Origin of the sequence: Microbacterium paraoxydans (assembly GCF_018224615.1) — a bacterium.
Lineage (GTDB): Bacteria > Actinomycetota > Actinomycetes > Actinomycetales > Microbacteriaceae > Microbacterium > Microbacterium paraoxydans_B.
In genome coordinates, this window is the sequence record NZ_JAGTUK010000002.1 from 559,755 (window position 1) to 586,208 (window position 26,454).

Sequence of the window (26,454 nt, forward strand, 5' to 3'; positions counted from 1 at the left end):
GGGCTAGAAAGCCTCGGGGCGTGTGTCTGGCGGTAGAAACACTTCTACCGCGCGCTGAAAAGGTACCACACGAAATCACGCGTCACATCGCGATCGCGGGCGTTACGGGCGTGTCGACGCTTCGGGATCGTTCCCTCGGTCAGAGGCTGCTGTCGTCGGCGGGTGGGAAATAGCGCTCTTCATCGCGTTCGAAGGCCACGCGGATGTTGTTTGTCGCGTTGATGAAGTCGTTGGCGGCTTGGGGGGTGAGATCTTCTCGTCCGGCATCGTTGAGCCGCTCGCGGATATCGGTGAGGCGTTCCACGACGCTCTCGATTTCCGGACTGAAGTGCTTCTTGGTTGCGAGAAAACTGGCGACGTCGGCTACGCGACGTGCGTGGGGAGGCAGGCCGTACTTCTCGCCAAGGCGTCTGGCTACGTCTTCGAGTTCGTACCACCTGATGAGCATGACCGCGCGGCGCTCTGCGCGGTCCCTGTCTCGTTTGACCAACGCCTCTACGGCGGCGCGGCCGACTTCGATCGAGGCGTCGGTGCGCCAGCCGTCGCGGCCACGGACATCCGAGAGCGAGGACCTCGGAGTGATCTTGTGCTTCGAGGACTCAGCCGACTGCTCTGTGGCCGATGGCTTCTCTGCCGGGGGAGCAATCGGTGGCTCGGTGGCGGCCTCGATGATCGCTTCCGGAGTGGTCGCGGAGTCCTCGGCAGCTTCTCGGATCTCTTGGCGTAGTTCGAGCTGTGCTCCCCAGCCGCTCGCTTTCTGAAGCCGGACGAGAATGTCGATGAGGGGTCGGCGGAAGATGAGCGCCAGGGTCAGGACCATAGCCGGCCAGGCGAGTACCTTGAGGTACTCGAGGACGATACTGAGCCAGTCTGCAAGTTCCATCGTGCTCCTGAATTCGATTGCTGCGAGCGCGGGTGTAGCGCCTGGTGCGGGGGGCGAGTGCCCCGGAGCATGCTGTCGTGCTCCGGGGGCATTGGGCGTCAGTCGGCGTTGTCCCAAGCTTCGCGCGCTCTGGCCTGCTTCGCGGCGGTGTCGGCCTCGGCGAGCGCAGCCGCGGCCTTGCCGTACCCTTCGATGGCGGCGTCGAGGCGGCGCGCTGCAGTCGGCGCTGCATACCCGGCGTTGAGATTGGCGATGTCGTAGCCGCGGCCGAAGCGCGCGGATTCGAGACCCTCCATCGAGTAGCCGGCCTTCTGGAGCAACTCTCCCGTGATCCTCAGCAGGGGGGAGAGCACCTCGCGGTAGTCGACGAAGCTCTCGCCAGTCATGTTGGGCCGAGCCTTCTTGGCGAGCTCTTCGATGTCGAGGAGGTCGAGCTGCGCGTCGACCTGGTCGATCGCGGTGGTCGCGGCCTGCGTGATGTTGATCTTAAGGGTGACGAGTTCGGCGGGGTTCATGGCAGTGGTGATGTCGTGCTGCTCGACGATGGTCCGCTCGAGCATCTGCTCGAGGGCGGCGGCGAGGTGCTCACGGAAGTCTTCACCGACTTCCTTCTTCACCGTCTCGACGTTGGTGCGGGCGGTTTCGGCTCGGGTGCGGGCTGTCTCGAGGTCGGTCATCGTTGGCTCTCCTTGCGGGTTGTGGCTTCATCCTGCCAGGTCGCTGGACAACCTCGGCCGGTTATGCGTCGGGCTTCCGCTGTTTGGTGGCGATCGGCTGACCTCCCGGTTCGTGCTCGGAGACGTGCCCTCACATCGTTGCAGCGTGAGGGCACGCGGCTCGCTCGGAAACCCGTAACCGGCGAACAAGCCACCTGACGAGTGGCAGCCCGAGGACGACGAACGCCCCGGGCTAGAAAGCGTCGGGGCGTGTGTCTGGCGATAGAAACACTTCTATCGCGCGCCGAAAAGGTACCGAACGAACCTGCGCGTCACGCGGCGAGCGCGGGCGTATGAGCGTGTCGTGGGGGTGGGGGTCATACAGGACGATCTTGGTGGTTTTGTGCAGTCACCGGAGGATGACGGCGACGATGAGCGCGGCGATGGAGGTTCCGAGGGAGGCGCCGGCGATGATGACGGACGTGATGGTGGTACGTCGGGAGAACCGCTCGGCGCGCTCCGATGCTTCGCGCTGTTCGGTAGTGAGGGCGAGGCTGGCGGTGGTGAGCTGGACGAGTTGGGCGACGGCTTGGCGTTGGGCCTCGAGTGATTCCGCCATCCGTTCGGTGTTGCGGGCGGTGTCATGGTGCGACGTGTCGATGGGCAGGTCGAAAAGGGCGTCGCCTATGGGCGACGCGCTGGGGGTGGTGAGCAGCGTCGGGGGAACGAACTTGCTTGCGAGGTCCTGAGTGATGCGGTCGAGACCCGACGCTCTGGCGAAGTTGGCGCTGAGTTCCTTCAGGGTCTCGGCGGGGAGAGCGTTTGCCTTGAGTCCTTGCACCAGATCGCTGTAGGCCGCTTGGAGGTCAGGTGCTTGGTCGTCGTCGGCGTCGTCAGCGTTGATCTCGATCATCTGTTTCTTCTTTGCGGTGGCGTTGGTGGGCGCAGCGAGTTGGCGCTACTGGACGTCGTGTGACGTGGGTTCGTTGTGGGCAGGTCTGCTGTGTGCGCGCTGGAGCTTGTCGATGACTCCCTCGAGGATGTCGGTCATGCTCTGGGTGGCGTCGACGAAGTTCTCGATCGCGAGCGGGGGGAGGTCGTCGTATCGCAGTCGGCTACGCAGCGTGTAGAGGCGGTCGGCTAGGTCCGCGGTGTCCGTAGAGACGAGGCCTTGGTTGGCGAGATGGGCAGTAAGCGCTGAAATGTTGCGCGAGTGGTTAGGTGACAGCCCAAGTAGGTGGCCCAGCCTGTTAGCGGTGTGCTGCAGCGTGTCCCAGGCAGCGATGATGTTCCAGCGGCTCGAGCGCTGCGACGTAAACACGCGGAACTGACGGGTACCGGGGGAGCTCGGGGTAGCTGCCGCCGAGTCCGCAACCTGCCGAAGGTCGTCCGTGAGGGAATCGCCTTCCATGGGCGGCTCGTCGCGCGCGATGACCGGAGCAGCAGTGTCAGTGCGGTCGCTGGGGAGGCCGCGATCTGCGCCGCGAATGTCGAGTGCCGTCTCGTCACCCGTCGATGAGGGCACGAGCCCTTCCTTGATCTCAAGCTGGGCGGACTCGTCAGCAAGCTCGCGCGCCTCGTTCTCGAGTTCGAGTGTCGCACCCCACCCGGTGGCTTTGCGCAGTCTGTCGAGAACGCTGATGAGCGGCCTCTTGTACAGCAATGCGAGGGTGATCACCGCGATTGGCCATGCGAGCACCTTGAGGTACTCGAGGAGCAGGTTCGCGAGCTCCATGGTGACGTCGAAGGCCACGACGAGCAGCTCGGGAAGATCCATCTCCACAGTATGTCGGATCGTCGATACGGCGAGCGCGGTCGGCGGTTAGGGGCGTGCGTGGACGCGGAGGATGCGGCCAGCGAGTGTTTCGGTGGCGTGGCGGTAGGTCATCGTCACGGCGCGGAGTGCAACGGTGGTGGTGCCGAGGCTCATGGAGCTGAGCGCGTAGAGGGTGCCGTCGTCGTTGTCGACGGTTTCGCCGTGCTTGGAGGTGTCTCATCCGCGGCTCTCCCCTTCCTGTCCGATGACACCGGCATCCGATCGGGCTTCGTCCGTGACAAGCGGCATCAGCGCCTTCACTAGGCATTCGCCGTGGAAGTCCCAACGCCACTCTCGGTAGTCACGCTCTGGCGCCCCGCTCGCTCGATCGCCGTGCCTCTTACGCCAGAAGACGAATGCCTTCTTCACGGCATCCTTCTGCCCCGAGCCAATCGGTGCGTGACCGATGTTCAGCGCCGACCAGTCGCGGTGGCCGTAGGTGTCGACGGGCTCTCCGCAGAGATCGCACACCTGCACGCGAGCGGTGCTCGGTCGCATCTGCTCGCTCATCGCGCACACCCAGCAGCACGCACGAGCCGACGCACGTTGCCCTCAGCTGCGGCGATGGTGAACTCGGGCGGGTTCCATCCGCGCACCGGGTCGAAGACATCGCCGTTCTCGTGGACATAGGCGATCTCGGTCGTGTTCTGTGGCATCTTGAACCACTCAAACCACACCGAGCATCTCGATGAGCGCGGTCTGCTGGGCACCGGTGAGTGGTGTGATCTTGGAGGGTTTGGTCATGATGCTTGTTCCTGTTCTGCGGGCAGGCCGAGGACCTGGCGGGCGAGGCGTCGGGCGCGGTTGGGGTCGGTGGTCGAGTTGTTGAAGAGCTGGCCGTCCTTGGACATCAGCTGCTCGGACTGGCGGCGCTTGATGCCGAGTACTTGCATTAGGGCGGGGTCGGAGCCTTCACTCGTGACGGCGTAGTAGATGACGGGTGGCGCGTCGCCCATGCCGTCGCGGCGGAGTCGGCCGATGCCCTGCTCGTGGACCTGCGGGGACCAGTCGAGCTCGGCGAATATGCCGACGGAGGCGACCTTCTGGAGGCCGTCGACGCCGGAGCCGGAGCGCAGCGACATGATGAGGACTCGGCACTGGGCGCGGAGCTGCTCCTCGGTGACGTGCGGGTCGTTCGGGTCGAGCGGTGGGGTCGTGAATGCGGCTTCTGCGCGGGTCTTTTGGGCGGGTGATTCGGAGCCGGTGTAGAGCATCGGGTGGAACTCGCGGAGTTCCCGCATGAGGATCTCGTGCACTTCGCGGTGCCACGCCCAGAGGACGATCTTCTGCTCGGACTCGAGGAGCAGCTTCGCGAACTCGGCGACGAACGGTGCCTTGCCGACGCCTGTTGCCTGGCGCATCTTCCAGTCGATCTCGCCGGAGGCCTGAAATCGTTCCTGCCGGTCGGTCGAGCCGTTGAGGATCAGCTTGGCGAGCTTCGCGAGGTCGCCCTTCACGTCGTCGAGGGCGGTGGGGTCGAAGTCGACGTCGATGGTGTGCTTGATCGTCTTCGGGAGCTCCCGGCCGACGTCCTCGCGGGTGCGGGCCAGGAGGAAGCCGGACTCGCGCATGTAGGAGCCGAGGGCGTGCGGGTTCTTCACCATGGCGCGACCGTTGGTCATCGTCGCGCCACCCCACTCGCGCAGGAACTCGTCGCGGGTGCCGAGCTCGCCCGGGGACAGGATGTCCGCGATGTTCCAGATCTCTGACCCGTAGTTGTACACCGGGGTCGCGGTCGCGCCGATGACGTAGGTGGCCCCCAGGGACGGCGGGGCTTCGCCGTACACTGGCGGCATGAGTGCCGCGTCCGATCCTGCCCGCGGCGAGGGTGCCGTCGACTCCTCCCCGTCGCCCGAGGCCGACGCCGAGCACGCCGCGGTCGTGCGCGTCGAGCACGAGCTGGGACGACTCATCGCCCGCATCCGCGTCGGGTGGCGCGAGGCCGCCGCGACCGTGCACCCCGAGCTGCAGCCGCTCGGCTATCAGGTGCTCGTCTCGATCCTGTCCGGCACAGCCACGTCGGCCGGTGCCCTCATCGAGCGACTCCAGACCGACAAGTCGGCGGTGAGCCGTCAGGTGAAGCAGCTGGAACAGCTCGGGCTCGTGGAGAGCATCCCCGACCCCGAGGATCGCCGGGCGCGCGTGCTCGTGGCCACGGAGCTCGCGCAGGAGCGTGTGGCCATCGCCCGCTCCCGCTACGAGGGGCGGATCGGCGAACGGCTCCGCAACTGGTCGGCGGCCGACCTCGACCACTTCGCCACCCTGCTGGCCGATCTCGGCGGCTGAGCGGGAATACCTCGCGCGCCCGGGGCATTGGTCCCCACTGTGACTCTTTACGACCCCGCCGTTCTCGGCGCCCTGCAGCTGTCCAACCGCGTCGTCATGGCGCCCCTCACGCGCACTCGCGCCGACGCCGACGGCGTGCCCACGTCGGTCATGGAGGAGTACTACCGGCAGCGTGCGGGACAGGGCCTCATCGTCTCGGAGGGTGTCTGGCCCGCCCGCGAAGGGCAGTCGTACTCCGGGCAGCCGGGCATCGTCACACCCGCCCAGATCGAGGGCTGGCGCCGCATCGCCGACGCAGTACACGGGGCCGGCGGCACGATCGTGATGCAGCTCATGCACGGCGGACGCGTCGGACACCCCGCGATCTCCGGGGAGTCGCGCGTCGTGGGCCCGAGCGCTCTCGCCGCGCCGGGACAGACCCGCACGCCCGAGGGCAAACGCGACCTCCCCGTCGCGCACGCGCTCACGCTCGATGAGATCCCGGTGGTCGTGGAGCAGTTCGCCCAGGCCGCCCGCAACGCGATCGCCGCGGGCTTCGATGGGGTCGAGGTGCACGGCGCGAACGGCTACCTGGTGCACGAGTTCCTGTCGCCGGTGTCGAACGTGCGCGACGACCGCTACGGCGGCTCGCCCGAGAACCGGGCGCGCTTCGCGGTCGAGGTCACGGCGGCTGTCGCGGCTGCGGTCGGAGCGGACCGCACCGGCATCCGCCTGTCTCCGCAGCATGGCATCCAGGGGGTGCTGGAGGACGACGCCGACGACGTGCGCGCCACCTACACCGCGGTCGCGGAGGGTCTGGCGCCGCTCGGCCTCGCGTTCGTCGACGTGCTCCACGCCGAGCCGTCCGGCGACCTCGTGCAGCACCTCCGCCGTACCGCCGGCGCGCCGCTGATCGTGAACACGGGCTTCGGCGTCCCCACCACGCGCGAGGTCGCGGAGGAGCTGGTGGCGGAGGGCTGGGCGGACGCGGTCGCCGCGGGTCGCCCGGTGATCGCGAACCCCGACCTGGTCGAGCGGTGGCGCACCCGCGCGGAGCTGAACGAGCCGCGTCCCGAGCTGTTCTACGGCTCCACGGCCGAGGGGTACGTCGACTACCCGTCGCTCGAGGTCGCGCGCTCCGGAAACTGAGCGCGCAGGGTCGGCGGCGTCACAGCACGATGTCGTCGGCCCCGCGGAGCAGCAGCCAGCCGGCGTCGCGCGCGCCGCGGCGCGGGAGCACGTCGGCGGTGACGAGCGGGCCGAGGTCGACCCCGGTGAGCTGCGCGATCTCGGCGACCGGTGCCTGGAAGGTGCGGAACCCGCCGAGCGGCGCGACCGTCAGGGTGCCCTCGTGCGTGCGCACCAGCGCGGACTGGTCGAGCACGAAGCCGGCCGCCGCGAGCCCGTCGGCGCTCCGCCAGGCCGCGACCTTCCAGAACCGCAGCGGGATGCGGATGCCGCGGTACTCGGGGTCGTCCGGCGCGAGCACGGGTGCGGTGAACACCGAGAGGCGCTGCGCCGTGGCCTCGGCGTAGGCGAGCACGTGGTCTTCCAGGCCGAGCCACAGCTGCTTCGACTGGTTGAACCCGGCCGCTTGCGGCGCGGCGTTGGGGTAGGTGAACGTGGCCTCCGTCGCCGCGCGGGCCTCGGCGGCCTCGCCCCAGCCGGGGTCGCGCCGCCGCACCAGGTGCCCGCGGTCGAGGTCGTTGCGGGCGTAGACGGCGGGGCCCGTCTGCTCGCCTTCGGGCACGCGTTCGTCGAAGCGCCAGTCGCCCGTGCGGGGCAGGTCGAGCAGGAGCTCGCCGTCGATGTTCACCCCGGTCACCGCGGCCAGCCGGCGCTCGGGGTCGAGCAGCACCGTGAAGCGCGGAGAGGGCAGCACGCGGATCGGCACGGCGGGCATGGGCAGGGGGAGCGGGAGGCCGAGGAACCCCGGTTCGTAGCCGTCCGTCATGCGTCCATCGTGCCGTGCGCCGCCGACATCCGTCAGGCCGAGCCCTCCTCCTGCTCGCGTCGCATGGCCGCCTCGCGCATCCGCCGTCGGATGCGCAGCGCGATGAAGAGCAGCAGCAGCAGGACGATGGCGCCCACCGCCACGTCGGAGAGCACGCCGCTCCACTGTTCCAGGACGGGCCGGATCGCGGGGCCGAACGCGAAGCCCAGGCCGATCCAGATGCCGTTCCACACCGCCGATCCGATCGTGGTGTACAGCGTGAAGCGCCACAGGGTCATGCGTTCGATGCCGGCCGGGATCGAGATGAACGAGCGCACCAGGGGCACGCAGCGGCCGAACAGCACCGCGCGTCCGCCCCAGCGCTGGAAGAACGCCTCCGCCTTGTCGAAGTCGTCGTGGTCGAGCAGCGGGACGCGTCCGACCAGGCGGCGGGTGCGGTTCCGGCCGATCGCGGCGCCGATCCCGTACCAGATCCAGGCGCCGACGAGCCCGCCGATCGTGGCCGCGGCCCAGGCGCCCCAGGCGTTCATGCGGCCGTCGTAGGCGAGGAATCCGGCCACGGGGAGGATCGCCTCCGAGGGAATCGGCGGGACGAACGTCTCGATCAGCACGGCGAGCCCGACGCCGACCTCGCCGAGCGATTCGATCAGGCTGAGGACCCAGCCGATGAAGCCCTCGTATCCGGACTGGGGGGCGGCGAGGGGGAGCGTGCCGTGGGTCATCGTGTCCTCTGTCGGGGGATCGCGGTGATCGTGCGGGGGTCTTCTGCACGCTATCGCTCCTCCCTGGACTCCACCTGCGCGCGGTGTGCCGCAGTCGCTCCGGTCGTGTCAAGGCGCTGGCGCGCTCGCGCGGGCCGATCGACGCTGGGCTCACCGACCACGAGGAGGAGACATGTCCGATCACCGCCCTGAGGAGACGACCGGATTCCACGGCGAGCCGCCGACGGCCACCAACGGCGAGGGGGATGCCCCCGAGGTCGACGTCACCGACCTCGACGCGGAGGAGCAGGAGGACGGCGTGGAGGTCGATGACCGCCCCTAGCGGACTTTGACATAGGTCAATATCTGGCCTACGGTCGAGGCATGGCCTCGGACGACGCGCGCGACCCCCACCACGTCCCGATCTCCGGGGCCACCGCGGCTGAGATCTCCGACAGCATCCGCGACCTCGTGGAGCAGGGTGCCCTCGCCCCCGGAGATCAGCTGCCGCCCGTTCGCACCCTGGCCGAAAGGCTCGGCGTCAACCGCAACACCGTGCTCGCGGCTTACCGTGCCCTGGTCACGGCCCGCATCGCCGCGACGGGCGGACGCACCGGCACCACCGTGCTCGGCCCGGACGCCGGTGCGGACGAGGGCTTCACGCCGGGCACCGTGCTGCGCGACCTCGGCAGCGGCAACCCGCAGACGGCCCTGCTGCCCGACCTCGCGGCGGCGTTCGCCACCGTCCGACCGGAGCACGTGCTGTACGGCGAATCCGTCATCGACCCCGGCCTCGCCGAGTGGGCCACCCCGTGGATCGCGGCGGATCATCCACGTCCGTTCCGCCTCTCGGTCACGGCGGGCGCGGTCGACGCGGTGGAACGCCTCCTCGCGCAGACGCTCGTGCAGGGCGACCGCGTGGGGCTCGAAGACCCCTGCTTCCTCTCCAGCATCCAGACCGCGCGCCTCGCGGGATACGCCCCCGTCGCCATCCCGGTCGACGCCGAGGGCATGACGGTCGACGGCGTGCGGGCCGCCCTCGACAGCGGGGTGCGGGCCATCGTCTGCACGCCCCGCGCGCACAACCCGACCGGTGCCAGCATCACCCCCGAGCGTGCCGCCGCGCTGCGTGCCGTGCTCGCGCCCCATCCGCACGTGCTGCTGATCGAAGACGATCACTTCTCGCTGCTCGCCCCCACCCCCTACGCCAGCATCATCGCGCCGACGCACGAGCGGTGGGCGCTGGTGCGCTCGGTGTCGAAGTTCCTCGGGCCCGACCTGCGCCTCGCCCTCACGGCCTCCGACCCGGTCACCGCCGAGCGGCTCGCGCTGCGGCTGAGCCCTGGCACGATGTGGGTCAGTCATGTGATGCAGCGCCTCGCCGCCGGGATGCTCCGCGACGCGGGCGTGCGCGAGCAGATCGCCCGCGCCGGCGCGCATTACGCCGAGCGCCATGGGGCCTTCGTGGGGATGCTGCGCGAGCGCGGGCTCGCGGTCGACGGGGGTGCCGGGCTCAACGTCTGGCTCGACGTGCACGACGATGCGGAGCGGGCGGCCGAACGACTCGCGACGTGCGGCTGGCTGGTGCGCGCGGGGGCGGACTTCGCGCTCGAGCGGGGCGGACCCGGCTCCCGGCACGTCCGGCTCACCGTGCACGACCTCGAAGACGACGAGCTGCGGCGCCTGGCCGATGACGTCGCGGCGGTGGTCACGGGGGCGGCGCGGGAGCAGGCGGAATGACCGGTGTGCTCCGGGTCGGTCGCTCATCGCGGCTCGACGGCGTGCAGTACGAGCTGCGGGGCGCGGTCGCCGCCCGGGCTGCGGAGCTCGAGGCGCGTGGCGAGGAGGTCCTGCGGCTCAACATCGGCAACCCGGCGCCGTTCGGTTTCGAGGTGCCGCCCGTGATCGTGGAAGCTCTGCGGGAGGCGCTTCCGCACGCGCACGGCTACTCCGAGTCGCTGGGGCTGACCGAGACCAGGGAGTCGATCGCGGCGCACTACGCCCGGAGGGCGGGCTTCCCGCGGGTGGGAGTGGACGACGTCACGGTGGGCAACGGCGTGTCCGAGCTGGTCGGCATCGTGCTGCAGTCGCTGCTCGAGCCGGGCGACGAGGTGCTCGTGCCGAGTCCGGACTACCCGCTGTGGACGGCGTCCACGGTGCTGTCGGGCGGCCGTGCGGTGCACTACCCGTGCGTCGAGGAGGAGGGGTGGCTGCCCGACCTCGACGCGATGGCCGCGCTGATCGGCCCGCGCACGGTCGCCGTCGTGGTCATCACGCCGAACAACCCCACCGGCGCGGTGTACGACCGCGCGACGCTGGAGGGGATCGCCGAGCTCGCACGGCGTCACGGGCTGCTGCTGTTGTCGGACGAGATCTACGACCGCGTCGTCTACCCCGGCCACACGCACCTCTCCACCGCGCAGGTCGCGCCGGAGCAGCCGTGCGTGACCTTCGCCGGACTGTCCAAGACGCACCGCGTGGCGGGGTACCGGGCGGCATGGGCGGTGGCCTCGGGCTTCGCGCCCGACGACCCGTTCCTGTCCGGGATGCGGCTGCTCGCCTCGCTGCGGATGTGCGCCTCGGTGCCGGCGCAGCACGCGATCGTCGCGGCGCTGGAGCACGACTCCTCGCTCGATGCCCTGGTCGCGGCCGATGGCCGGCTCACCGTGCAGCGCGACGCCGCCACCGCGGCCCTCCGGGCGATCCCGGGCGTCGAGGTCGCGGATGCCGGGGGAGGGCTCTACCTGTTCCCGCGCCTGGATCCCGAGCGGTACCCGGTGCGTGACGACGAGCGTCTCGTGCTCGACCTGCTCGACGCGGAGCGGATCCTCCTGGCCCACGGCCGCGGGTTCCACTGGCCGCGCCCCGACCACGTGCGGATCGCGTTCCTGCCGGAGGCTCCCGTGCTGACGGACGCGCTGGAACGCTTCGGCGGCTTCCTCCAGGGGTACTCCCCACCGGGGAGCTGACACCGCACGACCCGGTGGAGTGACCGAGTGGCCAGGTCGCGGTCCGCAAGACCGTGTACGCAGGTTCGATTCCTGCCTCCACCTCCAGACCGGCTCCCGGGAGCCGACCCGACCACGACGAAGGGCACCGCCATGCACGACCAGCTCATTCCCGCCGCCAAGCCGCTGATCGGCGACGAGGAGGTGGCCGCGGCGGAACGCGTGCTGCGCAGCGGCATGCTCGCCCAGGGCGCCGAGGTGGCGGCGTTCGAGGAGGAGTTCGCCGCGCAGTTCCTGGGCGGGCGCACGACCGTGGCCGTGAACTCCGGCACGAGCGGGCAGTTGCTGGGGCTGATCGCGGCCGGCGTCGGCCCGGGGGATGAGGTGATCGTGCCGTCCTTCACGTTCGCCGCCGTCGCGAACTCGGTCGTGCTCGCCGGAGCCACCCCGGTGTTCGCCGACATCGAGCCCGTCCATTTCACGCTCGACCCGGAGCGGGTGCGCGCGCTCGTCACGCCGCGCACGAAGGGCATCATGCCCGTGCACCTGTACGGCCACCCCTTCCTGGTCGACGAGATCGAGGAGGTCGCGGCCGCGCACGGACTCGCGATCTACGAGGATGCCGCGCAGGCCCACGGTGCGTCGTGGCGGGGGCGCCCGGTCGGCACGATCGGATCGTTCGCGATGTTCAGCCTGTATCCCACGAAGAACATGACCGCGATCGAGGGCGGCATGGTCGCCTGCGCCGACGAGGGTCTCGCGCGGCGCGTGCGGCTGCTGCGCAATCAGGGCATGGAGACGCAGTACGCCAACGAGATCGTCGGCTACAACAACCGCATGAGCGAGGTGCACGCCGCCGTGGGGCGCGTGCAGTTGCGCAAGGTCGTGGCGTGGACGGCGCAGCGCCAGCGCAACGCGGCCGTGCTGGACGCGGCGCTCGACGGCATCGACGGGCTCACGGTGCCCCGGGTCGCGGCGGGCGCGGAGCACGTGTACCACCAGTACACGGTGCGCATCGCCGACGGGGAGCGCGACCGCGTGCGGGAGGCGCTGCGCGCGGAGCACGGCGTGGGCACGGGGGTGTACTACCCCATCCCCAACCACCGCCTGCCGTCACTCGAGCGCTACGCGAACGGTGTCGAGCTGCCGGAGACCGAACGTGCCGCCGCCGAGGTGCTGTCGATCCCGGTGCACCCCTCGCTCACGAGCGGCGACCTCGACCGCGTCGTATCCGGGCTTCGCGCGGTGATGTCGGCGGGCGGCTGAGTCACGCGGCGAGGCCGAGCCACGCGCGCGGGGAGTGCCCGAGGCGCTGCGTGAAGACCCGGGAGAACGCCGAGGCGCTGGCGTAGCCGAGCTCGGCGGCGACCGCGCTGACGGTCATGCCGGCGCGCAGCTGCTCTTGTGCGATCGTGAGCCGCCAGTCGGTGAGATAGTCGCCCGGCGCCCGCCCGACGACCTCCTTGAAGCGCGCGGCGAAGGCACTGCGCGACAGGGCGGCGCGGCGGGCGAGGGTCTCCAGCGTCCAGGGATCACCCGGCGCCTCGTGCATCGCGACCAGGGCGGGGGCGAGACGGTGGTCGGCGAGCCCCGGCAGCAGGCCGGGCGGCAGCGCGAGGCCCTCGGGGTGATCGAGCATCCACCGCAGCAGCTGGATCAGCACGACCTCGAACAGGCGGTCGGCGAGCAGGGGGTGGCCGCAGCGCACGTTGTCGACCTCGGCGAACAGCAGATCGAGGGCGGGGGAGAGGGAGGCGACCTCGTCGAGGGGCAGCACGATCACGGGCGGCAACGTGCGCAGGAGCGGATGGGTCGCACCGCCGTCGACGTCGATCGTGGCGCAGGCGAAGTCGGAGTCCGCGGTCGGGGCGTTGAGGAACGTGTGGTCGAGCGGCCGCGGGAAGAACAGCACGCTCGGCCGGGTGATGCGTTCGCGCGCGGTGCCGCCGTCGGCGCGCGGGTGCGTCAGTTCGAGCTCGCCGTGGCGCAGCACGTGCAGGAACCCCTGTCCTCGGCTCGCCGCGAAGTGCGTGGTGCCGCACAGGGGCCCGGTGTGGAACAGCCGCGTGCGCACGCGGAACCGGTCGAGCAGCGGGGTGAGTCGGTCGACGGGCGGCACTCTCTCATTCTCTGGACGATCTGCGGTGAATGCAAGACAGGATGATGCGTATCGTCCGGGCGGGCTGACGAGACTGGGGAAGAGGCCGAAACCCGGCCCGTGCGAACAAAGGAGCATCCCGTGCCCAACGTCCCTCTCGTCGACCGTGACACCGCCACCGGAGCCGTCAAGGACCAGCTCGACCAGATCGGTGCCGCGTTCGGCGCCGTGCCCGCCATGTTCCGCGCCGTCGCGAACTCCCCGGCCGCGCTCACCAGCATGTGGAGCGCGTTCGGTGCCTACGGCGGCGGAACGCTCGGTCCCGCCCTCAGCGAGCAGATCGCCGTCGCGGTCGCCAACCGCAACTCGTGCGGCTACTGCCTCGCCGCCCACACCGCGCTGGGCAAGAAGGCCGGCCTCTCCGCCGACGCGCTCGCCGCGGCGCAGGCGGGTTCGTCGGACGACCCGCGTACGGCCGCCCTGCTGTCGTTCGCGCTCGCCGTCGTGGAGGAGCGCGGCCAGGTGACGTCCGCCCAGGTCGACGCCGTGCGCGCCCAGGGCTGGAGCGACGAGGAGATCGTGGAGACCATCGGCCAGGTGGCGCTCAACCTGTTCACGAACTACGTGAATCTGGCGCTCGACGTGCCGATCGACTTCCCGACGGTGCCGCTGCGTCGCGCGGCGTGACGACACGGGAGGGGGCCGGATCCGCGGGGGATCCGGCCCCTTCTCAGCGCGTCGCCTCGACCTCGTCGAGCCAGGAGCCGATCGCCGTGTGGGCGAGGCTCTCGAGGCGGGGGCCGTGCGTCGCCGCCTGCTCCCGGATCGTGCGCGGGTCGATGCCGACGTGATGCAGCTCGTGTGCCTGACCGATCAGCCAGCGCTCGATCATGCGATGGTCGGCCTCCAGGTGGAACTGAAGCCCGAGCGCGCGTCCGATCGAGAACGCCTGATGCGGGAAGCCGGGTGTGCGGGCCAGGTGCCGGGCGCCGCGCGGGATCTCGAAGGCGTCGCCGTGCCAGTGCAGCACGGGCTCCCCGTCGAGCGCCGACAGCGGCGATGCGCGGCCGTCCGGGGTCAGCGTCAGGGGCGCGTAGCCGATCTCGACGGCACCGGTCGGCGCCACCGTGGCGCCCAACGCCTCGGCGATCAGCTGCGCGCCCAGGCAGATGCCGAGCGTGGGGCGGTCGGCGGCGAGCCGCGCGGACACAGCGGCCTTGGTGGCGGTGAGGAATGGGTAGTGCTCGTCGTCGTACACGCCGATGGAGCCGCCGAGCACCACGAGCAGGTCGGCTGCGGCGACCTCGCCCGGGTCGAGCTCGTCGACGCCGGCATCGCGATAGCGGATGCGGTAGCCGCGGTCCGCCAGCAGGGGCGCGAGGGTGCCGAGGTCTTCGAAGGCGATGTGGCGAAGGGCGAGAGCGGTGCGCGTGGGGCTCGAGGCAGTCATGTTCTCCGACTCCAGAGGGGGCGGGCGGTCAGGCGAGTGCGGCCAGCGCGGCGTCGATCACGTCGAGCGCGGTGTCGAGCTGGGCGTCAGTCGTGGTGAGCGTGGGAAGGAAGCGGATGACGTTGCCGTCGCTGCCCGCCGTCAGTAGCAGGATGCCCCGCTGGGCGGCATACTCCGCGATCGCCGCCGCGGCGCCCGCACGGGGCCGCGTGGTGCCGGGCTCGCTCACCTCGAACGCCTGCATCGCCCCGATGCCGCGGATGTCGCCGATCATGCGGTGACGCGAAGCCAGCTCCTTCAAGCGCTCCGTCAGATGTGCGCCGATGCGGTTCGCGTCGGCGAAGAAGTCGCCGTCCGCGAGCTCCTCGAACACGGCCAGTGCCGCTGCGATCGACACGGGGTTGCCGCCGAACGTGCCGCCGAGGCCACCGGGGTCCGGTGCGTCCATGATCTCGGCACGCCCCGTGACGCCCGCGAGCGGGAGTCCGCCCGCGACGCCCTTCGCGGTGAGCACGAGGTCGGGCACGAGCCCGAAGTGCTCGCTGGCGAACCAGGTGCCGGTGCGGCCGAGCCCGGTCTGGATCTCGTCGGCGATGAACACCACGCCGTGACGCGTGCACCAGTCCTGCAGAGCCGGGAGGTAGCCGTCCGCGGGGACCACGAATCCGCCCTCTCCCTGAATGGGCTCGGCGATGACCGCGGCGAGGTCGTCGGCGCCGATCCGCTGCTCGAGGTAGTCGATCGTGCGGGCGGCGGCCTCGGGACCGCTCAGGCCGTCGCGGTACGGGTAGGAGTTGGGGACGCGGTGCACATCCGGCGCGAAGGGGCCGAAGCCGGCGCCGTAGGGCACGGCCCGATGGTTCATCGCGAGCGCGAGGGTGGTGCGGCCGTGGAAGGCGTGGTCGAGTGCGGCGACGGCGCGGCGTCCCGTGTGCCGTCGGGCGATCTTCACGGCGTTCTCGACCGCTTCGGCGCCGGAGTTCGCGAGCATCGTGCGCTTCTCGTGGTCGCCGGGGGTGCGCGCGGCGAGCAGTTCGGCCAGGCGCACGTAGCCCTCGTACGGCGTGACCGTGAAGAGGGTGTGGGTGACGCGATCGAGCTGCTCCGCCGCCGCGGTGACGACCGCGCGGTTCGTGTGCCCGATGGTCGTGACGCCGATGCCGCTGCCGAGGTCGAGGAAGCGGTTGCCGTCGACGTCGGTGACCCAGGGGCCGTCCGCGTGCTCGATGTACACCGGGAGCACGCTGCCGACGCCGCGGGGCACGACGCGCTGCCGCCTCTCGTGCAGGGCGCGGCTGCGCGGTCCTGGCACCTCGGTGCGCAGGCGCGGGGTGACCAGGGCGGTGTCGGTGAACAGGCCGGGCGCGGTCATGGGCGGGCTCCTTCGGAGGGGACGGGGCGACGACGCCGGCGGGTGCGCGGCGTGCTCCGAAGCTATGTTAGATTTTGGCCTATGTCAAAGTCTGTCGAGGAGGAGGAGAGCGCCTCCGCCCGCTACCCCACGGCCACGACCGTCCGCGACTTCCACGCCAATGTCGCCGCCGTCCGCGCACGCATCGCCGCCGCGGCGGAGCGTGCGGGGAGGGACGCGGCGAGCGTGCGGCTGCTGCCGGTCAGCAAGACCGTCCCGACCGACCGGGTGCGCGTGGCGATCGAGGCGGGACTGCGTGTGCTCGGCGAGAACAAGGTGCAGGAGGCCGTGCGCAAGCACCGCGAGACCGGAGACCTCGACGTGTCGTGGGCGATCATCGGGCACCTGCAGACCAACAAGGCACGGGACGTCGCCGCGTTCGCGCACGAGTTCCAGGCGCTCGACCGCCTCCGGGTCGCCGAGGCGCTCGACCGTCGGCTGCAGGCGGCCGGTCGGAGTCTCGACGTGTTCGTGCAGGTGAACACCTCCGCGGAGGATTCGAAGTTCGGCATGCCGCCCGAAGAACTGTCCGCGTTCCTCAAGGTGATGCCGGTGTACTCGTCGCTGCGCGTGCGCGGGCTCATGACCCTCGCGATCCTCACGCCGGACGAGGCCAGGGTGCGCGGGTGCTTCCGGGTGCTGCGCGAACTGCGCGACCGTGCCAGAGCCGACGCCCCCGACCTCATCGGCGACGGCGAGCTGTCGATGGGGATGTCCGGCGACTACGAGATCGCCGTCGAGGAGGGCGCCACGTGCGTGCGCGTCGGACAGGCGATCTTCGGCGCGCGCGCCCTCCCGGACAGCTACTACTGGCCGGAGGGCTGACGCGGCGCCTCGTCGTCGGTGCGGAACCCGGCGGCCTTGTGCGTGCCGTCGCAGAACGGCTTGACGGCCGACAGCCCGCACCGGCACAGCGCGACCGTGCGACGGCCGGGGTCGATCAGCTGGCCGTCCGCCGCGCGCACCTCGATGTCACCGCGGACCAGCAGCGGCCCGTCGGGGTAGGCCGTGACGGTGACCGGCTCGCCCCGGCCGCTCACGACGCCGCCCGTTCGCGCAGCGCCGACCGGCCGGAGCCCCACGCGTCGAGCGTGTGCTGCCCCGCCCAGCCGTCCACGACGAGGCACGCGGCGGCGCCGAACACGATGTCGCCCAGCAGCTCGGGACGGTCCTCCGCCAGGCTCCCGGCGAGGTCGCGCGCGGCGATCTGCTCGTGCACCGCGTCGGCCTCCACGTGCTCGTCGAAGTACGCGGCCACGTCGTCGGCGAAGCCGAGCCGGCGCAGTCCGTCCGCGGAGAACCGGCACGGGATCGACGAGGTCATCTCGTACGCCGCCAGGTGTCCCACGATCGCTCCGACCAGGCGACGGTTGAGTCCGAACAGGCTCATCAGGTTGTGCGAGGCGAGCGTGATCGCGGGGGCGTCGTCGACGTACGCACCGTAGGTGTCGTCGAGGTCGGCGGCGCGCATCGCCCTGGCGTAGAGCTCCGCGTGCACCCGCTGCGGACGGCCGCCGCCGTACTCGTCGGACTGGATCTCCACGAGCGCCGCCTTGGGGCGTCCGGTCAGCCGCGGGATCGCCCAGGAGTGCGGGTCGGCCTCGCGCAGCGTGTAGATGGAGCGGAGGATCAGCGACTCCTCGGCCTGCTCGCGCGTGGCCTTCTTCGCCAGGTAGCGCGACAGGCTCGGTCCGTTGTCGGCCGCGGCGAGAGCGAACAGCGCGCGTCCCACCGCGTCGACGGTCGGCTCGGGAAGCTCGGGCACCGGCACGGTCTCGCGCAGGGCCGCTTCGAACGCGTCCTCGAGCAGGCGCCGGGCGGTGACGAGGCCCGCGTCCCACTCGCGCGACGCGTCCAGCGCGGGAAGGGAACCGTACGAGGAGGCGTAGAGCAGGAAGAGCGAGAGCTGGATGTCGTCGTCACGGACGACGTCGGTGCTGTCGGCGACGGCGGCCGCCGCGAGCTCCGGGAGGATCGCGGTGTCGTCGTCGCGAGTGAGGGACGACAGGACGGCGGCCGACAGCGGGCCGCGCGGGGAGAAGCCGACGGCGGTGTCGGCAGTGAGGGTGGAGGCGGTCATGAGGAAGGGCTCCCATCGGTTCGATCACCGGCATCCTCGCGCGGGCACGCGGGCGCGGCCAGGGACTTGACGCGAAGCCCTCGGCACGGCAGAGTCCGCCGGGAGACCTAGGGGCAGGCGGCGAAGGCGTAGCCCGCGTCGCGCGGTGTGCGCAGTTCCCGGTCGCGCAGCACCATCGATCGGGGGGCGTCGTCCGCGCGGCACAGCTCCGCGAACGGCCGCGGCAGCTCGTCGGTGTACTCGATGTCGATCACGTGCTCGCCGTACACCGCGGCGTAGGCGCCGCACTCGTCGTAGGCCGCGCACTCCTCGGTCACGGCGAAGTCGAAGCCCGCGCGCTCGCGCAGTTCGGCGGCGTCTTCTGCCGCGTTCTTCTGCCCCGCGGCGAGTCCGGCGTCGTGCGCGACCGTGACCAGCAGGGCGGCCAGGGCGAGGTTGTCGTCGAGGTCCAGCGTCCCCTGCGAGCGGGTGTACGAATCGAGGTTGTCGAACTCCACCGCCTGGAACCCCGACGCGGCACACCCTTCGATCCACGGGCCCACGATCGCGGCGATGCGGGAGCGGCGGTCGGCGGTGCTCGTGTCGAGCAGCGCCTCGTCCGGCCAGTCGGGGTCGAACGCCACCTCGCCGCCGGGCCGAAGGAGAAGGTCGCCCGGCCAGTCGGACAGCTCGCCCGGCTGCGTCTGGAAGCCGTTCACGTAGCAGATCGAGTACATGCCCTGCGCGGGCTCGGCCGCGCGGTCGCGGCCGACGACGCCCACGCCCACGGGCGGGTCGTACGCGCCGCCGAGCTGGTAGTCGGGCAGGGCGTCGCCCGGTGGCAGGGTGACCTCGGGACTGGTATCGGCCCCGGCACCGGTGTCGTCGCCCGCGGCCGAGCCCGGGGCCGTGGCCGGGAGAGCGCCGCAGCCCGCGAGCATGAGGCCCGCCGCGAGCGCGAGCGCGGCAGCCACGCGACGGTGTCGTCCCATCAGCCGCGGCCCGGCACCGGCGGGGCCGGGGCCGGAGCGGGAGCGGGAGCGCCATCGGCCGCGGTGCCCTGGTCTTCCGACGGGTTGCGGCGGATGCCGATCCACGACACGACTCCGCCCAGCACGAGCAGCGTGGCGGTGACCCACGCGGCGTTGTGGAAACCATCGAGGTCGAGCGCCCCGCCGACGATGGTCGACAGCATGGCCACCACCAGCAGCCCGGCCACGCGCGAGACCGCGTTGTTCACGGCCGAGGCGATGCCCGAGTGGTTCTCGTCGATCGCACCGAGGATCGCCGCCGTCAGCGGAGCGACCGTGAGCGACAGCCCCAGTCCCATCACGATCATGGCGGGGAGCACCTGCCACCAGTAGTCGAACGCGGCCGACACGGTCAGCAGCATCAGCGCACCGACGGCCATGATCAGCGGGCCGACCGTCATGAAGATGCGCGGACCCCAGCGCCCCGCCCAGCCGCCCGCGCGCGAGCTCACCAGGATCATGAGGATCGTCATGGGCAGGCTCGCCAGCCCCGCGGCCGTGGCGCTGAGCCCCGCGCCCTGCTGCAGGTACACGCCGACCACGAAGCCGTTGAGCGAGAGCGCGGCGTACACGAATAGCGTCGCGAGGTTGCCCCACCCGAAGTCGCGCACGCGGAAGAGCCACAGCGGCATGAGCGGCGAGGCCGAGCGGCGCTGGCGCAGCAGGAACGCGGCGAACAGCCCGGCACCCGCGACCCCGGGAATCCAGATCGCCGGGGAGCCCCATCCGAGGTTGGGCTGCTCGATCAGCGCGAACACGACCGCGCCGAGCCCCACGGCGCACAGCGCGCCGCTCCACCAGTCCACCCGTACGCCGCGCGGTCGCTCGGGGAGGCGCAGTCGTGCCAGCAGCAGCAGCGTCACACCGATCGGCAGCACGTTGATGAGGAACACGAACCGCCACGACAGGAAGTCGACGAACAGCCCGCCCAGCAGCGGGCCGACGAGCTGCGCCGCGGTCGTGAACGCCGTCCAGACGCCGATCGCCCTGGCCTGCACGTCGCCGCGCATGGTGGCGGTGATGAGCGCGAGCGAGCTCGGCACGAGCAGCGCGCCCGCGGCTCCCTGCGCCGCGCGCGCGATGATCAGCATGAGCGGGTCGACCGCCGCGGCGACCGCGATCGACGCGATGCCGAACGCGATCAGGCCGATGCGCATGACCACCACGCGTCCGTACGCGTCGGACAGCGAGCCCGCCAGCAGGATCAGCGCGCTGAGGGTGATGAGATACGCGTCCACCACCCACTGCTGCGTGGTGATGCCGCCGCCGAGCTCCCGGCTGATGGCGGGCAGCGCGACATTCACCACCGTGCCGTCGAGGAAGGTCACGAACGAGGCGAGCACGGCGATCGCGATCACGAGCCGCTGGAGGGGGGCGAAGGAGGCCACGAGCCGACCCTACTCCCGGCCGGGGACGCCGGGGCGGTCAGGCGGTCGCCACTCCGGTCCCGGCGCGCAGCAGGTCGCGCAGTACGGGCACGCCGCCCCGGTCGTGGGCCGCCCGCTGCCGGGCGGCTCCCGTGCCGTCCATGCGCAGACGCTCCAGCTCCGCGGTCACCCGGTCGCGGTCGCCGAGATCGTCGAGCACGGGAGCGATGTCGGCGAGCAGCCGCTCGGCGACGGTCCACGCGGGGGCGGCCTCGCCGGTGAACGGGTCGACCAGGCGCGCCGCCATTCCCGACCGCGCGGCGGTCCACAGCGAGGCGTCGATCGTCGCCGAGTCGTCGACCAGGAGGCGCTGCTCGCTCGCGAGCGCGACGGCCCGGGTGAGGAGCGCCGACAGCACGGCATCGTCGGGTGTGAGCTGGGTGTCGGCCACGCGCGCCTCCACCGTGGGGTAGCGCTCGGAGAGCCGCACGGCCCACGACAGCGACGAGGCCTCGCCGATCGTGCCGAGGTCGAGCAGGTGCGACACCCTGGCACGGTAGTCGTCGAGGTCGTGGAACCGCGGCGGGCACCACGACGACGGCAACCGGCGGATCAGCACGCTCCGCCAGCTCGCGAAGCCGGTGTCGAGCCCGGCGGCGAACGGGCTGTTGGAGCTGAGGGCGAGCAGCAGCGGCAGCCACGCCCGCAGCCGGTTCAGCGCCCGCACCCGCTCCTCCTCGTCGGCGAGCTCCACGTGCACGTGTATGCCGTTCACCTCGTGCTCGCGGGTCAGGTGGGCGAGCCGCTGCGCCACGTCGTCGTAGTGGGCGGAGGGGGAGAGCCGCGGGGCGCGTAGCGTCGCGTAGGGGGCTCCCGTGGGCGCGGCCAGCGCGCGCTTCTCGCGCATCGGCACCGCGATCAGCGCGCGCAGGCCCGTGAGCTGACGCACCGCCTCGTCGGCCGTGCGCAGGGGCTCCGTGACGCACTCGAGTTGCGACGCCAGGTACTCGGTGGTCACGCGGCCGGACGTCATCCGCCCGGCGATCTGCTCCAGAACACCGGCGGCCAGGGCGACCGGGACCAGGGACTCCTCATCGACGAGGAGGAACTCCTCCTCGATCCCGAAGCGCGCCATCCCGCCTCAGTGGTTCCGCAGCGCGGAGATGAGTTCGGCCTTGCGCTTGCCGCTGTAGCCGGTGAGGCCGATCTCCTTCGCGCGCGTGCGCAGCTCGGCCACCGTCCAGTCCTCGTAGTCGCCGTGCTTCCCGCCCCGGCGTCCGACCGTGCTGCGGCCGTCGCGGGCGGCCGCGTTGGAGATGCGGGCGGCCTTCTCCTTCGAGGCGCCGTCGTCCCGGAGCTCCTCGTACAGCTCCGGGTCCTTGAGTGAGGTGTTGCGTCGTCCTGGCATTGCTCTGCTCCTTCGCGCACTCGGAGGGTCGAAGTCAACCCCCTCGGATGAGGATGCCGCGCGGTCTAGCGTGAGGGCACCGCAGTCGGGCGCCCGCGCCCCCAGAGAAGGGAAAGACCGATGAACATCCTCCTGATCATCGTCATCGTCATCGCCGTGATCCTCGCGATCACCGGAGGACTGGTGCAGTCGCTCCAGTTCCTGCTGTGGGTCGGTCTGGTGCTCCTGGCTATCGCCGTGATCGCCTGGCTGATCCGAGCGATCAGCGGCAGCCGCAAGGTCTGACCCGTGTGCGGAGGGGGAGGCTCGCCGGTCCGGCGAGCCTCCCCCTCTTCATGGAATCAGCGGGGCGGGATCAGCGGTCGAACGCGTCCCGGACGCTCTCGCCGGCCTTGCCGGCGGCGTCCTTCACGTTCTCGCCGGCCTGCTTGGCGTCGGCCTTCACCTGATCCGCCTGACCCTCGGTCTCGAGCTTCTCGTTGTCGGTGAGCTTGCCCACGCCCTCCTTGACCTTCCCGCCCAGCTTCTCTGCGGAGTTCTTGATGTCGTCTGTGCCACTCATGTGGGGCTCCTCTCCTCGACGGATCGATTGCTCTCCGAGCCTCGCACCGCCCCGGCGACGGGTCCACGGGATTGACAATCGCGCGGTGCCGTGTCAGCGTTCCGCCCCCATCGACGCAGGCACGAACAGCAGCTAGCCTGGCGCCAGGCGGGTGGTCCTGCCCGCTTGTCCTCGACGAAGGGAGCGGTGCCGATGGACGCGACGATGATGGGCGCGATGTCGAAGAGCATGGAGTCGATGCCCGACATGGCGATGATGGACATGGCGGTGCTGCAGGCCTGTATGGACGCGTGCGCCGCGTGCGAGCAGGCATGCACGGTGTGCTCGACGCAGCTGATGGACTGCGCCCCCGCGTGCATGAACTGCGCCGACATGTGCCACACGATGATGCGGTCGATGCTGCGGATGCAGGGCATGACGCCCGCGACGATGATGGCGATGCTCGACGCGTGCATCGCGATGTGCCAGCTGTGCATGGACGAGTGCATGCGGCACGCCGATCACAGTGACGTCTGCCGCCTGTGCGCGCAGGCGTGCCAGGCGTGCATGAACGCGTGCATGGCCGTGCGCGACATGATGATGGCGAGCGCCTGACCGGGCCTCGCGCAGCCGTCAGACGGCGGCGACGTTGAAGCGTGCGTCTCCCACGGCCAGCACGCCGTAGGGCACGTGCAGGGCGACGGGCGAGCCCGCTGCGGCTTCGAGCGCGGCGCCCGAGCCGTTCCAGAGGGCGTGGGCGACGCCGTCGAGCGTGCGCACCACCAGGTCGCCGGACGCGGGATCGGCGGACTCCACGAGCGCGTCCACCCAGTCGCCCGGGGTCGCGGCGGCCAGGCGCGCCTGGATCAAGTGCAGTGCGTGCCCCGGGGCGATCGAGGAGCAGCGGCCTCCCGTGCGGCACATGCACGCGGCACGCTCGCTCACCTCGAGGGGTGACAGGCGGTGGCGCGGCGTGGACACGGTGGTCTCCTTCTGGTCGGGCGTTCCGGCCACAGTAGGCCGCCGGGCCGGAGCGACGCGAGGCCGCACGACATCGGGCGAAACAAACGGGTGTAGGCTCGCCGGGTGCTGTCGTCGATGAGCGCCCCCGGGGCGCGGAGCGGAGCCGCAGGCGCGTTCAGCGCCGCGGGCAGAGGCTGAGGACCGGCCGGAGGCGGAACCCCCGTCCCCGGTGCTGCACCGTACCCGGGCTTCCGTCCGGGGCCCTTCCTCTGACCCGACTCGCCGCACGGCGACCGTCCGAAAGCACTTCTCTCATGCGTCCCCTCGACGAGCGCGACATTCGCGCCTCCTTCCTCAACGCCTCTCGCAAGGAGGTCTCCGACCTCACCCTCCCCGTCGGCTTCGCCGACCTCGACTTCGACCGGCTCGACTTCCTCGGCTGGACCGACCCGCGTCTGCCGCGTCGCGCGTACGTCGTGACCTGGCAGGACGACACCCCCGTCGGCGTGCTCCTGCAGCGTGCCGAGCAGCGGGTGCTCGCCCGCGCCCAGTGCTCGTGGTGCGAAGACGTCACGCTCCGCAACGACGTGCAGCTGTTCGTGGCGCGGAAGGCGGGTCCGGCCGGGCGCAAGGGCGACTCGGTCGGCGTGCTGGCGTGCGCCGACTTCGACTGCAACCGCGCGGTGCGCCGGTTGCCGCCGCTGGCGTATCAGGGCTACGACCGGGAGCTCGCGCGCGACCTGCGGATCCTGCGGCTGCAGGAGCACGTGAGCGGGTTCGTGCACGAGGTGGCCGGCACGGCCTGAGCCTCCCCGGGCGGCGGTCCGTGCCTCAGCGCCGGGCCGCCGCCTCCGCCGTGACCGCGCGCACGTGGGCGAGGGCGGGGCCGGCCAGTTCGGCCGACAGTCGCGTGAACTGCTCGACGCTGCGGGAGCCCGGCCAGTCCGCGGGCAGCATGGACGCGGGCAGCCCAGGGTCGGTGTAGGGCAGCACGCGCCACCGGTCGAGCAGGTGCACGTACGCGGCGAACGGCTCGGGCGGCAGCGCGGCGATCGACTCCTGGAACGCGAGGTGCTCGGCCCGCAGCGCCTCCAGGTCCCACCACTGCGCCGCCGCCTCGATCAGGGTGCCCGCGGGAGCAGGGGCCGAGGCGTCGAACAGGGTCGCCCACTGCCGCGCGCCGAGCTCCTCCAGGATCTGCGCCGCTTCGTCGCGCAGATGCCCGGGGCAGATCCACAGGGCGGGCGACACCACGCCCGCGCCGATCCACTGCAGGCGGCGGCGGAGCTGGTGCCGTACGCTGCGGGCGCTCTCCGGGATGGAGAACGACACCAGGCACCACGGGTCGGCGTCGTCCATCTGCCGCACCGCGAAGATGCGCCGGTCGCCGCGTTCCAGCATGGGCAGCGCGGCCGGGTTCAGGCGGTAACCGGCGACGTCGGTGCGCTCGGCGAGCAGCAGTCCCTTCGCCTTCAGGCGCGTCACGCCCGTGCGCGCCTGGGCGACCGGGATGCCCAGCTCGCCCGCGAGGCGCACCAGGTCGGCGGCGGAGATCCAGCCGCCGAGAGGGCGCAGATACAGCCCGATCACGGTCCGCAGCAGCGACGCCGTGCTGCCGGGACGCGCGTCGATGTCGTCCAGCAGGGCGGTCGCCGCGGCGTCAGTGGTCACCGGACTCCAGGGCGTCGCGCACGGCCAGCACGCCGGTGACGGTCTCGATGTGGGAGGTGCTCAGCGGCGAGAGCCCGAGACGGATGCCGTCGGGGAAGCGGAAGTCGGGGATGATGCCGTCGGCCCACAGCCGCCGCGTGATGTCGCGGAAGTCGGGGTGGCCGATCGTCACGTGCCCACCGCGCTGCGCCGGATCGCGGGGGCTCAGCAGGCGGACGCCGAGCGGGGCGAGCACCTCGTCGTACGCGCGGACGGCGAGCCCGGTCAGCGACTGCGACTTGGCCCGCACGTCCGCGATCGTGGACTGTTCGATCAGATCGAGCATCCCCTGCATCGCGAGCATCGAGGTCACGGGCGGGGTGCCGCTGAGCAGCTGCCGGATGTCACCGGACGGCACGTACGCGGGCCCCATCGCGAAGATGTCCTCCGCGCTCCACCACCCCTGGATGGGCTGCCGCAGCACCCCCTGCAGCCCGTGGCGGACGTACGCGAACGCGGGGGAGCCCGGCCCGCCGTTGAGGTACTTGTAGGTGCAGCCGACCGCGAGGTCGACGCCCCATGCGTCGAGCTGCATCGGCACGACGCCGGCCGAGTGGCACAGGTCCCACATCATGAGCGCGCCGGCCGCGTGTGCCGCGGCGGTGATGCCGGGCATGTCGGCGAGGGCGCCGGAGCGGTAGTCCACGTGGCTGAGCGACACGAGCGCGGTGCGGTCGGACACCGCGGCCGCCACGTCGTCCACGGTCACGCCGTGCACGGGGTCGGGCTCCAGCCAGCGGATGGTCAGCCCGGTCTCGGCGGCGACGCCCTCGGCGAGGAACCGGTCGGTGGGGAAGTTGCCCGTCTCCATCACGAGCTCGGTGCGGGCGCGATCGTGCGCGGCCGCCGCGCGCATCAGCTTGTAGATGAGCACGCTGGTCGAGTCGGCCACCACGGTCTGCCCCGCCGCGGCGCCGAGCGCGACCTCGGCGATGCGGTCGCCCAGGCGCGTCGGCAGCGCCATCCACTGCTCGTCCCAGGAGCGGATGAGCCGGGTGCCCCAGTCCTCGCGCACGAACGCCGCGAGCTTCTCCGGGATGTCCCGCAGCGGTCGGCCGAGGGAGTTGCCGTCGAGGTAGGCGGTGACGCCGGGGGCCTCGGCGAACGCGTCGAGGTGCGGGGCGAGCGGGTCGGCGGCGTCGAGGGCGCGGGCGGCGTCGAGCAGGGCGGCGTCGGAGGAGCGGTCGGTCATG

Annotated in this window: 33 protein-coding genes and 1 tRNA gene; 12 read left to right on the forward strand and 22 right to left on the reverse strand. The window is 71.3% G+C overall.

The window, feature by feature from the left end; all coding sequences use genetic code 11:
- Window positions 1-139: 139 nt before the first annotated feature.
- The 7 genes from KE274_RS08320 to KE274_RS08350 form a co-directional block, all read right to left on the reverse strand.
- On the reverse strand, window positions 140-883 hold the full coding sequence (locus tag KE274_RS08320) for a hypothetical protein (RefSeq protein ID WP_211542704.1): 744 nt from the start codon (window positions 881-883) through the stop codon (window positions 140-142).
- 98 nt (window positions 884-981) lie between these two features.
- The gene (locus KE274_RS08325) at window positions 982-1,560 is read right to left on the reverse strand and encodes a hypothetical protein (RefSeq protein WP_211542706.1); all 579 of its coding nucleotides are present in this window, start codon (window positions 1,558-1,560) and stop codon (window positions 982-984) included.
- 388 nt (window positions 1,561-1,948) lie between these two features.
- On the reverse strand, window positions 1,949-2,452 hold the full coding sequence (locus KE274_RS08330) for a hypothetical protein (RefSeq protein ID WP_211542708.1): 504 nt from the start codon (window positions 2,450-2,452) through the stop codon (window positions 1,949-1,951).
- 45 nt (window positions 2,453-2,497) lie between these two features.
- Window positions 2,498-3,316: a hypothetical protein gene (locus KE274_RS08335; RefSeq protein ID WP_211542710.1), complete on the reverse strand. Its 819-nt coding sequence runs from the start codon at window positions 3,314-3,316 to the stop codon at window positions 2,498-2,500.
- Window positions 3,317-3,532: 216 nt separating this feature from the next.
- The gene (locus tag KE274_RS08340) at window positions 3,533-3,865 is read right to left on the reverse strand and encodes a hypothetical protein (RefSeq protein WP_211542712.1); all 333 of its coding nucleotides are present in this window, start codon (window positions 3,863-3,865) and stop codon (window positions 3,533-3,535) included.
- Window positions 3,862-4,011, reverse strand: coding sequence for a hypothetical protein (locus KE274_RS08345; RefSeq protein WP_211542714.1), 150 nt, complete (start codon window positions 4,009-4,011; stop codon window positions 3,862-3,864). The genes KE274_RS08340 and KE274_RS08345 overlap by 4 nt, the downstream gene beginning before the upstream one ends.
- Window positions 4,012-4,095: 84 nt before the next feature.
- The gene (locus KE274_RS08350; protein ID WP_211542716.1) at window positions 4,096-5,151 is read right to left on the reverse strand and encodes an SNF2-related protein; all 1,056 of its coding nucleotides are present in this window, start codon (window positions 5,149-5,151) and stop codon (window positions 4,096-4,098) included.
- On the opposite strand from KE274_RS08350, the gene KE274_RS08355 reads away from it, so the two are divergent.
- Both KE274_RS08355 and KE274_RS08360 read left to right on the forward strand, forming a co-directional pair.
- Entirely contained in the window at window positions 5,150-5,641 is a 492-nt protein-coding gene (locus tag KE274_RS08355; RefSeq protein WP_211542718.1) for a MarR family winged helix-turn-helix transcriptional regulator, read from the forward strand. The two genes, KE274_RS08350 and KE274_RS08355, sit on opposite strands and share 2 nt — an antisense overlap.
- Window positions 5,642-5,680: 39 nt before the next feature.
- Entirely contained in the window at window positions 5,681-6,769 is a 1,089-nt protein-coding gene (locus KE274_RS08360) for an alkene reductase (RefSeq protein ID WP_211542720.1), read from the forward strand.
- 19 nt (window positions 6,770-6,788) lie between these two features.
- Here the strand turns inward: KE274_RS08360 and KE274_RS08365 are convergent, their stop codons facing one another.
- On the reverse strand, window positions 6,789-7,574 hold the full coding sequence (locus tag KE274_RS08365) for a DNA/RNA non-specific endonuclease (protein WP_211542722.1): 786 nt from the start codon (window positions 7,572-7,574) through the stop codon (window positions 6,789-6,791).
- Between the two features lie 32 nt (window positions 7,575-7,606).
- The gene (locus tag KE274_RS08370) at window positions 7,607-8,296 is read right to left on the reverse strand and encodes a DedA family protein (RefSeq protein ID WP_211542724.1); all 690 of its coding nucleotides are present in this window, start codon (window positions 8,294-8,296) and stop codon (window positions 7,607-7,609) included.
- A gap of 172 nt (window positions 8,297-8,468) precedes the next feature.
- Here KE274_RS08370 and KE274_RS08375 point away from each other — a divergent pair, with 172 nt between their 5' ends.
- From KE274_RS08375 to KE274_RS08395, 5 genes are all read left to right on the forward strand, one after another.
- Window positions 8,469-8,618 carry a hypothetical protein gene (locus tag KE274_RS08375; RefSeq protein WP_211542726.1) on the forward strand — a complete coding sequence of 50 codons (150 nt, stop codon included), beginning with the start codon at window positions 8,469-8,471 and terminating at the stop codon, window positions 8,616-8,618.
- Between the two features lie 41 nt (window positions 8,619-8,659).
- Window positions 8,660-10,015 carry an aminotransferase class I/II-fold pyridoxal phosphate-dependent enzyme gene (locus KE274_RS08380; protein WP_211542728.1) on the forward strand — a complete coding sequence of 452 codons (1,356 nt, stop codon included), beginning with the start codon at window positions 8,660-8,662 and terminating at the stop codon, window positions 10,013-10,015.
- On the forward strand, window positions 10,012-11,244 hold the full coding sequence (locus KE274_RS08385; protein WP_211542730.1) for an aminotransferase class I/II-fold pyridoxal phosphate-dependent enzyme: 1,233 nt from the start codon (window positions 10,012-10,014) through the stop codon (window positions 11,242-11,244). Before KE274_RS08380 ends, KE274_RS08385 begins: the two co-directional genes overlap by 4 nt.
- Before the next feature lie 13 nt (window positions 11,245-11,257).
- Window positions 11,258-11,331: transfer RNA gene (locus KE274_RS08390), tRNA-Cys, on the forward strand.
- Between the two features lie 45 nt (window positions 11,332-11,376).
- On the forward strand, window positions 11,377-12,489 hold the full coding sequence (locus tag KE274_RS08395; protein ID WP_211542732.1) for a DegT/DnrJ/EryC1/StrS family aminotransferase: 1,113 nt from the start codon (window positions 11,377-11,379) through the stop codon (window positions 12,487-12,489).
- Window position 12,490: 1 nt separating this feature from the next.
- On the opposite strand, the gene KE274_RS08400 is transcribed toward KE274_RS08395, so the two are convergent.
- On the reverse strand, window positions 12,491-13,342 hold the full coding sequence (locus KE274_RS08400; RefSeq protein ID WP_211542734.1) for an AraC family transcriptional regulator: 852 nt from the start codon (window positions 13,340-13,342) through the stop codon (window positions 12,491-12,493).
- A gap of 120 nt (window positions 13,343-13,462) precedes the next feature.
- On the opposite strand from KE274_RS08400, the gene KE274_RS08405 reads away from it, so the two are divergent.
- On the forward strand, window positions 13,463-14,008 hold the full coding sequence (locus KE274_RS08405; protein WP_211542736.1) for a carboxymuconolactone decarboxylase family protein: 546 nt from the start codon (window positions 13,463-13,465) through the stop codon (window positions 14,006-14,008).
- A 43-nt stretch (window positions 14,009-14,051) separates the two neighbouring features.
- Here KE274_RS08405 and KE274_RS08410 read toward each other — a convergent pair whose 3' ends face one another.
- Together KE274_RS08410 and gabT are read right to left on the reverse strand one after the other, a co-directional pair.
- Window positions 14,052-14,771 carry a glutamine amidotransferase gene (locus KE274_RS08410; RefSeq protein ID WP_211542738.1) on the reverse strand — a complete coding sequence of 240 codons (720 nt, stop codon included), beginning with the start codon at window positions 14,769-14,771 and terminating at the stop codon, window positions 14,052-14,054.
- Between the two features lie 28 nt (window positions 14,772-14,799).
- Window positions 14,800-16,143, reverse strand: a complete 1,344-nt coding sequence (gene gabT / locus KE274_RS08415; protein WP_211542740.1) for a 4-aminobutyrate--2-oxoglutarate transaminase — start codon at window positions 16,141-16,143, stop codon at window positions 14,800-14,802.
- Window positions 16,144-16,224: 81 nt separating this feature from the next.
- Between gabT and KE274_RS08420 the strand changes: the two genes are divergently transcribed.
- A complete protein-coding gene (locus KE274_RS08420; RefSeq protein WP_211542741.1) occupies window positions 16,225-17,007 on the forward strand; it encodes a YggS family pyridoxal phosphate-dependent enzyme in 783 nt (260 codons plus the stop codon).
- Here KE274_RS08420 and KE274_RS08425 read toward each other — a convergent pair.
- From KE274_RS08425 to KE274_RS08450, 6 genes are all read right to left on the reverse strand, one after another.
- Complete coding sequence (locus KE274_RS08425; protein ID WP_211542743.1) at window positions 16,989-17,222, reverse strand: CDGSH iron-sulfur domain-containing protein; 234 nt, start codon at window positions 17,220-17,222, stop codon at window positions 16,989-16,991. The two genes, KE274_RS08420 and KE274_RS08425, sit on opposite strands and share 19 nt — an antisense overlap.
- The gene (locus KE274_RS08430; RefSeq protein ID WP_211542746.1) at window positions 17,219-18,262 is read right to left on the reverse strand and encodes an iron-containing redox enzyme family protein; all 1,044 of its coding nucleotides are present in this window, start codon (window positions 18,260-18,262) and stop codon (window positions 17,219-17,221) included. Before KE274_RS08430 ends, KE274_RS08425 begins: the two co-directional genes overlap by 4 nt.
- A 107-nt stretch (window positions 18,263-18,369) precedes the next feature.
- Window positions 18,370-19,215: an endo alpha-1,4 polygalactosaminidase gene (locus KE274_RS08435; RefSeq protein ID WP_307872174.1), complete on the reverse strand. Its 846-nt coding sequence runs from the start codon at window positions 19,213-19,215 to the stop codon at window positions 18,370-18,372.
- Between the two features lie 17 nt (window positions 19,216-19,232).
- The gene (locus KE274_RS08440; protein ID WP_211542750.1) at window positions 19,233-20,660 is read right to left on the reverse strand and encodes an MFS transporter; all 1,428 of its coding nucleotides are present in this window, start codon (window positions 20,658-20,660) and stop codon (window positions 19,233-19,235) included.
- Between the two features lie 37 nt (window positions 20,661-20,697).
- Window positions 20,698-21,774, reverse strand: coding sequence for a carboxylate-amine ligase (locus KE274_RS08445; RefSeq protein ID WP_211542752.1), 1,077 nt, complete (start codon window positions 21,772-21,774; stop codon window positions 20,698-20,700).
- Between the two features lie 6 nt (window positions 21,775-21,780).
- Window positions 21,781-22,047, reverse strand: a complete 267-nt coding sequence (locus KE274_RS08450; protein WP_211542754.1) for a DUF7218 family protein — start codon at window positions 22,045-22,047, stop codon at window positions 21,781-21,783.
- A gap of 120 nt (window positions 22,048-22,167) precedes the next feature.
- Here KE274_RS08450 and KE274_RS08455 point away from each other — a divergent pair, with 120 nt between their 5' ends.
- Entirely contained in the window at window positions 22,168-22,332 is a 165-nt protein-coding gene (locus KE274_RS08455) for a hypothetical protein (protein WP_017829325.1), read from the forward strand.
- A 70-nt stretch (window positions 22,333-22,402) separates the two neighbouring features.
- On the opposite strand, the gene KE274_RS08460 is transcribed toward KE274_RS08455, so the two are convergent.
- A complete protein-coding gene (locus KE274_RS08460) occupies window positions 22,403-22,609 on the reverse strand; it encodes a CsbD family protein (protein WP_211542756.1) in 207 nt (68 codons plus the stop codon).
- Between the two features lie 216 nt (window positions 22,610-22,825).
- Between KE274_RS08460 and KE274_RS08465 the strand changes: the two genes are divergently transcribed.
- The gene (locus tag KE274_RS08465) at window positions 22,826-23,203 is read left to right on the forward strand and encodes a hypothetical protein (protein WP_249186146.1); all 378 of its coding nucleotides are present in this window, start codon (window positions 22,826-22,828) and stop codon (window positions 23,201-23,203) included.
- Between the two features lie 18 nt (window positions 23,204-23,221).
- On the opposite strand, the gene KE274_RS08470 is transcribed toward KE274_RS08465, so the two are convergent.
- The gene (locus KE274_RS08470; protein WP_211542760.1) at window positions 23,222-23,569 is read right to left on the reverse strand and encodes a hypothetical protein; all 348 of its coding nucleotides are present in this window, start codon (window positions 23,567-23,569) and stop codon (window positions 23,222-23,224) included.
- 296 nt (window positions 23,570-23,865) lie between these two features.
- Between KE274_RS08470 and KE274_RS08475 the strand changes: the two genes are divergently transcribed.
- Window positions 23,866-24,357, forward strand: coding sequence for an FBP domain-containing protein (locus KE274_RS08475; protein WP_211542761.1), 492 nt, complete (start codon window positions 23,866-23,868; stop codon window positions 24,355-24,357).
- Between the two features lie 25 nt (window positions 24,358-24,382).
- Here KE274_RS08475 and KE274_RS08480 read toward each other — a convergent pair whose 3' ends face one another.
- Together KE274_RS08480 and KE274_RS08485 are read right to left on the reverse strand one after the other, a co-directional pair.
- Window positions 24,383-25,222: a PaaX family transcriptional regulator gene (locus KE274_RS08480; RefSeq protein WP_211542764.1), complete on the reverse strand. Its 840-nt coding sequence runs from the start codon at window positions 25,220-25,222 to the stop codon at window positions 24,383-24,385.
- The gene (locus tag KE274_RS08485) at window positions 25,212-26,453 is read right to left on the reverse strand and encodes a kynureninase (protein WP_211542766.1); all 1,242 of its coding nucleotides are present in this window, start codon (window positions 26,451-26,453) and stop codon (window positions 25,212-25,214) included. Before KE274_RS08485 ends, KE274_RS08480 begins: the two co-directional genes overlap by 11 nt.
- Window position 26,454 lies beyond the last annotated feature (1 nt).